We start from the raw sequence: 11,131 nt of genomic DNA on the forward strand, positions 1-11,131 counted from the left end.
GCGCGCCGTCCATCCGTGGTAGAACAGGTATCAGTTTTGGTACCCGGAGGGTGATCATGGACCTGGAAGCTGTCGCCGCGATCAGCAGACTCAAGTACGCCTACCTGCGCGCCCTCGACACCAAGCACTGGGACGAATTCGCCGACACCCTGCTTCCCGACGCGACCGCGAGTTACGGCGAACATCTGACATTCGATTCACGCGACGCGGTGGTCGAGTTCATGAGAACCAGCCTCGGCCCGCAGACCATCACCGAGCATCACTGTGGCCACCCGGAGATCGACGTCGACGGTGACACCGCTACCGGCCGGTGGTACCTCTCCGACCTCGTGCTGATCCCCGAACACGACATGGCGTTGCGCGGAGCTGCCTTCTATTCCGACCGCTATGCTCGCGGGCCGGACGGGCGGTGGCGCATCGCGCACACCGGCTACGAGCGGACCTTCGAGGCGGTGATGTCTCTCGCCGACATCCCCAGCTTCCGGTTGACGGCGCATCCCTGATGGGCGCGCTGGACGGCAAGGTGGCACTGATCACCGGAGCAGGGCAGGGCGTCGGGGCCGGCATGGCGCGTGCACTGGCCAAGGAGGGCGCGCGGATCGCGGTGGTAGGGCGCACGGAGTCGAAACTCGTCGAAACGTGCGCTGCCATCGCCGACTTCGGTGGTGTCGCCGAGTCTTTCGTGTGTGACATCAGCAAGCGGGAGCAACTGGGGCCGATGGTCGCACGTGTGGTCGAGGTGTTCGGCGGCATCGACATCCTGATCAACAATGCCAACGCTAGTGCGCTCGGCCCGTTGCTGGAGGTCACTCCCAAGCTGCTGGACCGGGCCATGGCGGTGGGTCCCGTGGCGACTCTGTTCCTCATGCAGCTGTGCCATCCCCACTTGAAAGCACGCGGCGGCGGCTCGATCGTCAATCTCGTGAGTTCCTCGGCGGTGCGCTGGGACACCAGCGGTTACGGGCTGTACGCGGCCACGAAGGAGGCCATGCGCTCGCTCACCCGCACCGCCGCCAGTGAGTGGGGCGCCGACGGAATCCGGGTCAATGCCATTGCGCCGCATGCCCTCTCTCCCGGACTGCAGTGGTGGACGGAGAACAATCCGGAGGAGGCGGCCGAGTTCGTCCGGTCTATACCGCTGGGCCGGATCGGGGACTGCGAGCAGGACATCGGACGCGCCGTCGTCTTCCTCGTCGGACCCGACGCCGGCTACCTGACCGGTGCCACCATCCCGCTCGACGGCGGCCAGGCACGCTGGAGTTGAGCGTCGAGCCGGTTGCCCGGCGAGCACGCTGTCAGGGCAACCGGTGGAACGCCTCGTCCAGTCCGCGAAGTCCGCTGGTGTCGATGAGGAACTCCGATTCGAGGCATTTCCGGAGCTCGTCGGCGCTCGTCAGTTCGAGTCGGACGGACTCACCACCGAGCGGGTGGACGGTGAACCGGGTTCCGTTGAGTGCGTACCGTCGCCCTTCCGCGACTCGGGCAGCGAGGAGTCCGGTGACGAAATGGGAACCGGGCCAGGTGGACAGGTACCAGTTCGGCGCCTCGTAGTCGACGGGGTGCTGCGGGGTGAGGTCGAAGCGGTAGATGGGACGCCACTCGTCCCCGACGAGGGCCTCCAAGAGGTAGTCGCCGCGCAGGTCGAGCAGCCGGAACGGCTCGAGCGGAGTGTCCTGCACCGTGTTCGTTTCGAGGCGCAACGTGGTGTCGAGGGTCATGCCGCCGAACCCGACGTCGATGATGCGCCGGTCACCTTCGACATCGACCAGTAGCAGCATGTGCGAGCGCGGGTTGATCACGTCGGTCGACGTCGAGCCCCACAGCACTCGAGCCGCCAAGGCGGTGACTTCGAAGCCCAGTTCGAGGAGGATGGCGCGCAACAAGAGGTTCTGCTCGAAGCAGTAACCTCCTCGGCGCGATTCCACCAGTTTGCGTTGCAGCGACTCGAGGTCCAGCCGATTCGGTGTGCCGAGGAACGGATCGAGGTTCTCGAACGGAATCGACCGGGCATGGTGGGCGGCAATGGCATTCAGTGTTGCCGTCGTCGCGGATCGGTCCCCGTGGTATCCGATCCGTTCGAAGTACCGCTCGAGGTCGAGATCGCCTGCAGTTCCCATGATGCTCAGTGTAAGCACGCCCGAGTGGGTGATCAGGCGCCGTTCGCGTCCGGTGAGCGGCATCGTGCGCGCGAGCGTACTTTCGCACTTGTATGGGTGGAGACCGGCGCGCGGCGGAAGGACTCTCATGAAACGGGGATGTGTTGCGGTTGCCGCGTTGCTGGTGGGCTTTGCCGCCACCGGTTGCCAGACCGATTCGAGCACGGGGGAGTCGGCGGCGACATCGGCGGCGCAACCACCCGTAGCCGCTCCCACCGTGATCGCGACCGAGTTGGAGGTGCCCTGGGGAATCGCGCTGCTGCCTGACGGCGCCGCGGTGATCGCCGAGCGGGACAGCGGCACCATCCGTCGCCTGCAACCGAACGGCGACGTGACCGAGGTCGGGGAAGTGCCGGAAGTGGCAGCGCGGGGGGAGTCGGGACTGCTCGGGCTCGCCGTGTCGCCCACCTACACGTCGGACCAGACAATTTTCGCCTACCTCACCACCGACGAGGACAACCGCGTGGTCGCCGTGCGATACGACGGCCGCAGCCTCGGCGAGCCCGTCCCGATCCTCACAGGAATTCCGGCCGGGTCGATCCACGACGGGGGCCGAATCGCCTTCGGACCCGACGGCAAGCTCTACGTCACCACCGGCGAAGCCGGCGATCGGCCGCTCGCCCAGGATCCCTCCTCGCTCGGCGGCAAGATCCTGCGGATCAATCCGGACGGAACGATTCCGCCCGACAACCCGCTGTCCGGATCACCGGTCTGGTCGCTGGGACACCGGAACGTGCAGGGCATCACCTGGGACGACGCAGGCAGGTTGTGGGCCACCGAGTTCGGCGCGAACACGTGGGACGAAGTGAACCTGATCCGGCCTGGCGCCAACTACGGATGGCCCGACGTCGAAGGGCAGGCGGACGAGGCCGAATTCGTGGACCCGGTGGTGCAGTGGCCTACGGACGAGGCGTCACCGTCCGGCGTCGCCTACCTCGACGGGTCGCTGTGGGTGGCGGCATTGCGGGGCGAACGGTTGTGGCGGATACCCGTCGGCGGGGACGGCTCGCTCGGTGAACCGCAGTCGCTGTTCGCAGAGGAGTACGGGCGGCTGCGCACCGTCGTCGCCACACCGGACGGGGCGCTGTGGTTCAGCACGAGCAACCGCGACGGTCGGGGGTCGCCGGCAGAGAGCGACGACCGCATCCTCGCGGTGCGGCCGTCGGCCTGAAGTGTGACCCGGGGATCAGTCGGTCCAGGGCGCGACGGGCGGCTTCACCCACATGATCTTCTCGTCCGCGTGTGCGGGCGATGCCGACGGATGATCCGGGTGGCGCTCGGCCCACGCCGACTTCTGGTCGAGCAGTTCGGCCACGGTGAGCCAGGTTTCCATGGTGCTCGGTGGGTTGGATCCGGCTGCCCGGGCCAGTTTCCGCAGTGTGCCGTCGGTGAGGTCGAGCAGTTCCTTCCCGCTGATAGCGCGATCCCAGACGTATCTGGCGAGCCCCACGGCCTTCTCGCGACGTTTGCGCGCCGCGCCTTCGGTGTGGGCGAAGTCGACTTCCTGAGGTTCCATCGCCTCCCTCTCTCGTGCGCGCCACTACGGTAGGTCACCGCGTAGTCGTGCCGGTATCGTGGGATGACGATTGTCGCAGCAGACGCGAGCAGTCGATGCGAACGGTAGGGAAGTCGGTATATGGGCAGGCAGCGCGGCGGCCGAACTGCGCACGCAGCCGAAGGTGGGCCCGTTGCCGGGGTTTATCCGATCGACACGGGAACCTGCGAACTCGCCGAGGACAACGTCAATCCCCACGGCTGGGTCCTCAAAGTGAACGGCGTCGAAAGTTCACACATCGACCTCACGGATCCCGAACACCTCGATTTCGAGTACATGCGGTGGATGGCCGACCTGATCGGGTCCCGCTGGCAGCGCGCGGACCGGGTGCGGGCACTGCATCTCGGCGGCGGCGCCTGCTCACTTGCCCGTTATCTGTCGGCCGTGTACCCGGACGCCCGGCAGGTAGTGGTCGAACTGGACGGCAAGCTGGCCGAACTGGTGCGTCGATGGTTTGATCTGCCGCGGGCACCGCTGCTCCGACTACGCGTCGGTGAAGCCAGGGCTGTCACCGAAACCCTCACCGAGTCGAGCCGTGATCTGATCATTCGTGACGTGTTCGCCGGCAACACGACGCCTCCGTCACTCACCACCGTCGAATTCACCGGCCATGTTCGCAGGGTCCTGGCACCGGGCGGGATCTACGTCGTCAACTGCGGTGACACCCGCGACCTCGTGAAGGCGCGGCGGGAAGCGGCCACCATCGGCAGCGTGTTCCCGCACACCGCCGTGATCGCGGACCCGGCCATGCTGAAGGGCCGTCGCTACGGCAACATCGTGATCGCCGGAAGTGATGTGCCCCTCGGCGACGACCCCGCACTGGTTCGGCGACTACTGGGTGGCGGTGTGCCCGCACACCTCTGGGACGACGCGCAGGTCCGGTCGTTCGCCGGTTCGGCGCGTGTCCTGCTCGATGCGGAAGGATCACCGGGCGAGTCCGGGTGAGACTGCGCTGCAGATGGCGCAACGGGAACATCACCGACCGCACCGTGGTTGGGTGTCGGTATGAGCCTGGAAGTGAACGACGCGCAGCGTCCCCTGCTCGACCTCGTCGCGACACACTCGCACGCCGTCCTCACGACGATCAAAAGGGATGGCCGACCGCAGTTATCCAACGTTCTCTACACCTGGGACCCCGACACGAACACCGCCCGGATCTCGGTGACCGCGGACCGGGCGAAGACACGCAACGCCGCGCGGGACCCCCGGGTGTCGCTGCACGTGAGCGCGCCCGACTTCTGGAGTTACGCGGTCGTCGAAGGTGACGCCGAGCTGAGTGCCGTCGCCGGCGACCCCCACGACGCGGCCACCGACGAACTCGTCGAGGTATTCCGCAATGCAGCAGGTCGGGAACACGACGACTGGGAAGACTTTCGTCGTGCGATGGTGTCCGAGCGACGGCAGGTACTCCGGGTGCGCGCGACACTCCTGTACGGCATGGCCCAGCTGCCGTGAGCATTCGGCCCGGAACGTAGCTGTGGCAGGCCGCTGCCCCCGGTGGGACCATGGGGTGCATGCGCAGGAGGCGGTGGCCGGCGGCCGCGCCGCCCGCCACGGGAGGGGTCGTCGTATACGGCCCCGTCGAACTCGCGACTACCCGTGATCTGACGCTCCGGCTGGCAGAGGTGGTCGCCCACCCGGCGGGTCTCGAGCTGCGCATCGAGCTCACCGCGACCGGACGCACGGCTGACAGGGCGCGTCACGAAACCCGCCCCCTCGACGATCCCGACGACCCGTCCGCCCGCTGGTCGTATCTCGCGGTGCACGTGCGGGTGGACGACGTGGTCGGTGAGGCCGACCCGAGCCACCTGCAGTCCACGTCGAGGGTGGCCACGAGCGAGGCGTCCGAGTATCACACCGAGCCCCGCTACTGGGTCGGCGCCTACCCGGAGTCGGGGGTGATCACCCTGACCGTGGGGTGGCCGGAAATCGGGCTGCATGCCCGGACCGACGTCATCCGGCTCGGCCCCAACCCCGCCCGGTGAGCAGGCGAATGTACCTTTCGGCTTTGCTACCGCGTCGAAAGGTACATTCGCCCCGACGTCAGCGAGGCTGCTCGGCCAGCTTGGCGGCGATCACACCGTTGAGCCGCTGCAGACCGCTCGGGGTGATGCCGTGGATCTGGCCCTCGATGCTGCGCACGACATGCGTGTCGCTCAGGACCTTCTCGCTGGACTGAATCAACACCGTTCCGGCGCCCGTGAAGTCGAACTGGCGTTCCTCCCCCGAGTTGATGCCCATCATGTGGGCGCCGGCGGCGAGGAAGTTGCTGATCCACCCCTGGTCGTAGTGGTGGCTCGGCGACGGGCAGTCCGCCCACCCGACGAGTGCTTCGGGGTCGATCCGCAGTGGCGGCTCGGCGAACATCACCGGGCCGTTGGAGGAGGCAAGGAACTTGCCGGTTCCGATGAGGGTCAGGAACCCCGGGACAATCGACTGGTTCAGCGACAAACCCGGTTCGAAGGCAAGGAGATTGGACGCCCGGATGGTGAGGTTGCCGTCGTCGAGGTCATACGAGTTGATGTCGTAGCCGCGGTCACCGATGATCAGCTTCCCGAAGCCTTCGGCTACCGCATACTCACCCATGTAGAGCGGCGCCGAGAACTGGTTGGCCACCATGTGCAGTGCGGCGCCGTGCAATCCGTGGGTCAGTGCCTGGAACTGCATCTGCCCGTAGTAGGCGATCATCGCACCCTTGCGGATGAACCAGGGTGCAGTGAGGTCGATGCAGTAGGCGTAACTGTTGTCCGGAATGTTGTCGCTGGCGCCCAGGGTCGTCGGATTCAGCACGGTGCTCACAGTTTCTCCTCCGAAGCCTGAACGTAGACGATTCCTTGTCCGGTGCACTGCAATTGCATCGCTTCTCCGGCGCCGCGGCCCACGGCATCCCGCCAGCCGACCGCGGACTTCAGTTCTACCTGAACGTTTCCGTACGTACCGACGAACGCGTCGGGGTCGACGAGGATGGGGTTGGGACCGCCCACAGGGATCTCCAGGAAACCGCCGTGCGCCAACAGCACCGCCGATCCGTACCCGGACAGCTGCGTGGTGAACATGCCTGTCCCGGACAACGCACCCGCAGCGGCGCCGCGGAGGGCACCGAGCATTCCGCGACCACCGCCACCGCCCTGACTCATCACCGAGACCACCGAGCTCTGCAGTCCGGCGTTGTGGGCCAGCAGTCGGGACGCCTCGACGCACAGAGTTCCACCCTGCGACATGTCGACCACGTGCACCTCGAGACCGGCGTGACCGTAGTGCACCTCGCCCTGTCCCTGCGCGAGCATCGTGCGCTCGTGTTCGCCCTGCATCATGCGTCCGGCCATGCGGGTGAACCCGCCCATCCCGGCCATGGACTGCGAACCGGGAACCTGGTGCGGTGAGAACTGGACCTGACCGGTGTAGAACAGCATCGATCCGGTGCGCGCGACGACTCCGCCCGCTGCCCCGACATCGACCTTGACGACCTTCGAATTGACCTGTGTGAACACCATGCTGATCACCGTTCCGCCGGCTGGATGGACACGACGCCGTGGCCGTCCCACTTGAGGGAGAAGGCTTCACCGTTGCCCTGGCCGACGGCGGTCCGCCACGACACATCGGTGACGAAGGACTGGGTCAACTGCCCGCGGGCCGAGACGAAGGCGTCGGGGTCGACCACGAGTGGATACTGCGGCGACACCTCGAGGTGGATGAGCGGGCCACCGGCCGAGAGGAGGGCCACCTGCCCCTGCCCCGACACCGTCGTGGTGAACAGGCCCTGGCCGCCGACACCGCCGCGGAGACCGGTGAAGGTGACGTTGGTGTTCAGGTTGCCGCTGAGTGCGAGGAGTTGCTGCGACTCTACCTGCAGCGTTTCACCCGCGAGGTCGATGACGGTGACGTGCTGGCCGCCCACCGCCAGGTAGACGACACCGTTGCCGGAGCATTCCATCAAGGACAGCGACTCGCCGGTGGCGCGCCTCTTCATCCCCGCCAGTACACCGTCGCCGCCACCGAAACCGGCCGATTTGAAGCTGACATTGCCTTCGTAGGCAATCATCGATCCCTGTATTGCCCGGATGGTGGTTCCGGCCAGTTGGGCTTCGACCACCTTCTTCGACTTCTCGAGCAGCCGCGCCATAGGTGCCCTTTCCAGTGCCGAGCGGCAGTGCTCGTGACCGGGTCACGAACACTGCCGCAGGATGTGAGTACAGGCAGAACCTAGCTGATGGAGAGCGGTTTCGGCTCGTCCACGTCATTGTCCGAGCTCCCGCCGGCTGCTGCCGCTTTGCGGTTGCGCAAGATGCTGGAGATGAACGCGGCTCCGATGAGGGCGACGCCGACGAGTCCGGTGACGTTCTCGTTGACGTGGTAGCCGATCGAGACGAGCAGGATCACGGCCAGGGCGCCGATGGCCCAGTGCGCCCCGTGTTCGAGGTACACGTAGTCGGACAGGGTGCCCTTGCGAACGAGGAACACGGTGATCGAGCGGACGAACATCGCACCGACGAAGCCGAGGCCGAGGGCGATGATGATCGGGTCGGACGTGATCGCGAAGGCACCGATCACGCCGTCGAAGGAGAACGACGCGTCCAGGACCTCGAGGTAGAGGAACAGGAAGAAGCCGGCCTTGCCGGTGGCCTTGGCCAGTTCGGTCGGGCCGCCACTGGAGCCCTCGACGACCTCGCCGTTCTCATCCTCTTCGGGGGTGTTGAACAGTTCGCCGAGGCCGTTGACGGCGATGTAGGTGATCATGCCGAGGACGCCGGCGACCATCACGGTGGAGACGGTGTCTTCGGGTGCGATGTACGAGGCGGTCAGCAGAAGCAGGCCACCGGCGACGATGACTGCGAGCTGGTCGAGCTTGCCTGCGCGGGCGAGCGGCTTCTCCAGCCAGGACAGCCAGGTGATCTCGCGCTCTTCGAGGATGAATCCGAGGAAGAGCATCAGCAGGAACATGCCGCCGAACGCCGCGATCTGCGGGTGGGCGTCGGTGAGCAGGGTTTCGTAGCTGGGGCTGCCGTCGGGGAAGTATGCGGCGTCGTCGGCGGGCGGGTTGAGTGCGAGGTCGAGGGCGGCGACCGGGCCGAGGCCCGATGCGAGCCACACGATGACCAGCGGGAAGACCAGGCGCATGCCGAACACGGCGATGACGATGCCGACGGTGAGGAAGATTTTCTGCCAGAACTCGCTCATCCGCCGCAGCACGGTGGCGTTGATGACGGCGTTGTCGAACGACAGGGAGATCTCGAGGATCGAGAGGATGACGACGAGGAGGACGGCTTGGGGGCCTCCGTAGAGCGCCGCGATGATGATGGACACCACCGTGACAGCGAAGGACAGACCGAATATTCGCAGAACCACTGAGCGTGGCCTTTCTTGTTGGGCAATGCCGGGTGGCTACTGCTGGAGTACGAACGCCGAGGAGGGTTCCACGTCAGCGACGCGAAACCCTACCCGGCTGATGTAGCGAAACTACCGTCAGACGTTGACGCCGTAGTCGCGGGCGATACCGGCGAGCCCGGACGCGTAGCCCTGGCCGATAGCGCGGAACTTCCACTCTGCGCCGTTCCGGTACAGCTCCCCGAAGACCATCGCCGTCTCGGTGGACGCATCCTCGGACAGGTCGTAACGGGCGAGCTCGTTGCCGTTTGCCTGGTCGACGACGCGGATGTACGCGTTGCGAACCTGACCGAACGACTGCGAGCGGGTCTCGGCGTCGTAGATCGAGACGGGGAAGATGATGCTCTCGATGTTCGCGGGGACCGCCGCCAGGTTGACGTTGATCACCTCGTCGTCGCCTTCGCCGGCGCCGGTGGTGTTGTCACCGACGTGCTCGATGGAACCGTCCGGCGAGCGCAGGTTGTTGAAGAAGATGAAGTGCTGGTCGGAGACAACCTTCTTGTCGGCACCCGCACCGATGGCGCTGGCGTCGAGGTCGAAGTCGGTACCGGTGGTCGAACGAGCGTCCCATCCGAGTCCGACAGCCACTGCGGTCAGGTTCGGCGCCTCCTTCGTGAGTGAAACGTTGCCGCCCTTGGTCAAGCTGACGCCCATTCAGGGGTCCTTTCGAGAGGAGGTGTTCGACCTCGACGGCTGTCGAAGTCTCGAGATCGTCGTGCACCACCACGATAATGAATTTGTCCGACTTGTCCCATCCGATACCTGTCCACAGGTTTGTCCACAGGCGATTCCGGTCAGCTCGGGCCGACTGCGCCGACCAGTACGATTTCAGGTGTGACGAGCGGATGGTCGGGACGCTTCCGAGGAAGAGCCCGGAGCGACGAGTCGACCCGTCGCGCCCACGACACCATGGTCGCAGCGTTTCTCGACATGGACAACCGCCAGAGCATCGCCGCCGCGGCGGTCGACGCCTCGAAACAGCTCACCCCGGAACGCGGAGTCCAGCGGCTGTGGGAGCCGGTTCGGGACGGGTGCTATCAGGCGGCGTCCGCGTATCTCGCGGCGGAAGATCAATTCGACGGCGTCCAGTCGCCGACGGCAACCGCCGCATTCGAGCAGGTCACAGCGCAATTAGTGGCCGCGACACAGGCGCTGGACGAGTTCTACCGCGCGCATCGCAGTCATCTCGAAGAATCGACGGCGATGCTGGCCGCCGTTCCACAGGTGGCGCAGCAGGCCCTGCAGACCGCCGAGGCCGCTCGCGACGGGCTGCGGCGACACCAGGCGTACGGCGACTATCCGTCGGTGCGGGCATCCGCTGCGGCGCTCGACGACGCCGTCGCGGCCTTGCAGGCAGCCCGGGGGGCCAACCCGGTGCGCGAAGCCGCGGGCCGGGTACGGGAAGCTGCGGCGGCCCTCGACAGTGCGCTGGCGGCGGCGCCGTCCAAGGAGCGGGACGCCTCACACGCGGTGTCGTCCGTGACCACCCGGATCGCCGCCGTGCAGACCCGCGCCGAGCGGCTCGCGCCCGCCTACTCCGCACTACTGCGAGAGTTCAACGCGAGAAGTTCGGCGGATCTCGTCCGCAACGAGCAGGACAGTCGCCTGCAGATCGAACAGGCCGAGGCCGATCTGCAGAAGGCGCGTGAGGCCCTGACCGCGGGCAACCCGGAAGGCGCGCTCGAGTTGACGAGCGCGGCGCGGACTCATCTGGCGGATGCCGAGGCGAAGGTGGACGGTGTCACCGACCGGTTGCGACTACTGCGGCATGTCCGCGAGAATCCGCGTGCGAAAGAGAACGAGATCAGATTTCGCCTGCGCGATGCCCAGATGTTGGCTGTCAATCGCGGGCTCGTGCGGGAATGGGGGTCGGTCCTCGACGCCCAGCTCGAGCGGATCGACCGGATCGCAGGGACACTGACGGGCAGGCACCCCGACTACTGGGCGTACATCACCCAGCTCGATGCGGTGTCGGCGTTCATTGCCGAGGTGGTTCAGAAGATGAGAGGACATACAGCGCAGCGATGACATGGGG

General features: G+C 66.3%; 14 protein-coding genes. 7 read left to right on the forward strand and 7 right to left on the reverse strand.

Features of this window, described 5'->3' with window-relative positions; translation table 11 throughout:
* The first annotated feature begins 56 nt into the window (after positions 1 to 56).
* Complete coding sequence (locus L1080_RS29170) at positions 57 to 503, forward strand: nuclear transport factor 2 family protein (protein ID WP_159923351.1); 447 nt, start codon at positions 57 to 59, stop codon at positions 501 to 503.
* Positions 503 to 1,264, forward strand: coding sequence for an SDR family NAD(P)-dependent oxidoreductase (locus L1080_RS29175; protein WP_250767706.1), 762 nt, complete (start codon positions 503 to 505; stop codon positions 1,262 to 1,264). The genes L1080_RS29170 and L1080_RS29175 overlap by 1 nt, the downstream gene beginning before the upstream one ends.
* Before the next feature lie 31 nt (positions 1,265 to 1,295).
* Here the strand turns inward: L1080_RS29175 and L1080_RS29180 are convergent, their stop codons facing one another.
* On the reverse strand, positions 1,296 to 2,117 hold the full coding sequence (locus L1080_RS29180) for an arylamine N-acetyltransferase family protein (RefSeq protein ID WP_250767709.1): 822 nt from the start codon (positions 2,115 to 2,117) through the stop codon (positions 1,296 to 1,298).
* Between the two features lie 127 nt (positions 2,118 to 2,244).
* Here L1080_RS29180 and L1080_RS29185 point away from each other — a divergent pair, with 127 nt between their 5' ends.
* Positions 2,245 to 3,327 (forward strand): PQQ-dependent sugar dehydrogenase, encoded by a 1,083-nt coding sequence (locus L1080_RS29185; protein ID WP_250767713.1) that lies wholly within the window; start codon positions 2,245 to 2,247, stop codon positions 3,325 to 3,327.
* A 15-nt stretch (positions 3,328 to 3,342) separates the two neighbouring features.
* Here the strand turns inward: L1080_RS29185 and L1080_RS29190 are convergent, their stop codons facing one another.
* Positions 3,343 to 3,672, reverse strand: coding sequence for a hypothetical protein (locus L1080_RS29190; RefSeq protein WP_159923359.1), 330 nt, complete (start codon positions 3,670 to 3,672; stop codon positions 3,343 to 3,345).
* A gap of 120 nt (positions 3,673 to 3,792) precedes the next feature.
* Here L1080_RS29190 and L1080_RS29195 point away from each other — a divergent pair, with 120 nt between their 5' ends.
* Genes L1080_RS29195 through L1080_RS29205 form a run of 3 tightly spaced genes read left to right on the forward strand, consistent with a single transcriptional unit; the run spans position 3,793 to position 5,696 of the window.
* The gene (locus tag L1080_RS29195) at positions 3,793 to 4,656 is read left to right on the forward strand and encodes a spermidine synthase (RefSeq protein WP_213576136.1); all 864 of its coding nucleotides are present in this window, start codon (positions 3,793 to 3,795) and stop codon (positions 4,654 to 4,656) included.
* A gap of 60 nt (positions 4,657 to 4,716) precedes the next feature.
* Positions 4,717 to 5,166, forward strand: a complete 450-nt coding sequence (locus L1080_RS29200; protein WP_250767716.1) for a PPOX class F420-dependent oxidoreductase — start codon at positions 4,717 to 4,719, stop codon at positions 5,164 to 5,166.
* A 59-nt stretch (positions 5,167 to 5,225) separates the two neighbouring features.
* Entirely contained in the window at positions 5,226 to 5,696 is a 471-nt protein-coding gene (locus L1080_RS29205) for a hypothetical protein (protein ID WP_250767720.1), read from the forward strand.
* A gap of 58 nt (positions 5,697 to 5,754) precedes the next feature.
* Here L1080_RS29205 and L1080_RS29210 read toward each other — a convergent pair whose 3' ends face one another.
* From L1080_RS29210 to L1080_RS29230, 5 genes are all read right to left on the reverse strand, one after another.
* A complete protein-coding gene (locus L1080_RS29210; RefSeq protein ID WP_159923367.1) occupies positions 5,755 to 6,510 on the reverse strand; it encodes an AIM24 family protein in 756 nt (251 codons plus the stop codon).
* On the reverse strand, positions 6,507 to 7,205 hold the full coding sequence (locus L1080_RS29215) for an AIM24 family protein (RefSeq protein WP_159923369.1): 699 nt from the start codon (positions 7,203 to 7,205) through the stop codon (positions 6,507 to 6,509). Before L1080_RS29215 ends, L1080_RS29210 begins: the two co-directional genes overlap by 4 nt.
* Positions 7,206 to 7,210: 5 nt before the next feature.
* Positions 7,211 to 7,834: an AIM24 family protein gene (locus L1080_RS29220; protein ID WP_159923371.1), complete on the reverse strand. Its 624-nt coding sequence runs from the start codon at positions 7,832 to 7,834 to the stop codon at positions 7,211 to 7,213.
* A gap of 80 nt (positions 7,835 to 7,914) precedes the next feature.
* Positions 7,915 to 9,057: a DUF475 domain-containing protein gene (locus tag L1080_RS29225; protein ID WP_159923373.1), complete on the reverse strand. Its 1,143-nt coding sequence runs from the start codon at positions 9,055 to 9,057 to the stop codon at positions 7,915 to 7,917.
* Between the two features lie 117 nt (positions 9,058 to 9,174).
* Positions 9,175 to 9,750 carry a TerD family protein gene (locus L1080_RS29230; protein ID WP_159923375.1) on the reverse strand — a complete coding sequence of 192 codons (576 nt, stop codon included), beginning with the start codon at positions 9,748 to 9,750 and terminating at the stop codon, positions 9,175 to 9,177.
* A 255-nt stretch (positions 9,751 to 10,005) separates the two neighbouring features.
* Between L1080_RS29230 and L1080_RS29235 the strand changes: the two genes are divergently transcribed.
* Positions 10,006 to 11,124 carry a hypothetical protein gene (locus L1080_RS29235; protein ID WP_250767887.1) on the forward strand — a complete coding sequence of 373 codons (1,119 nt, stop codon included), beginning with the start codon at positions 10,006 to 10,008 and terminating at the stop codon, positions 11,122 to 11,124.
* Positions 11,125 to 11,131: the final 7 nt, after the last annotated feature.

The organism is Rhodococcus sp. MSC1_016 (assembly GCF_023667485.2).
GTDB classification, from domain to species: Bacteria; Actinomycetota; Actinomycetes; order Mycobacteriales; family Mycobacteriaceae; genus Rhodococcus_F; species Rhodococcus_F oxybenzonivorans.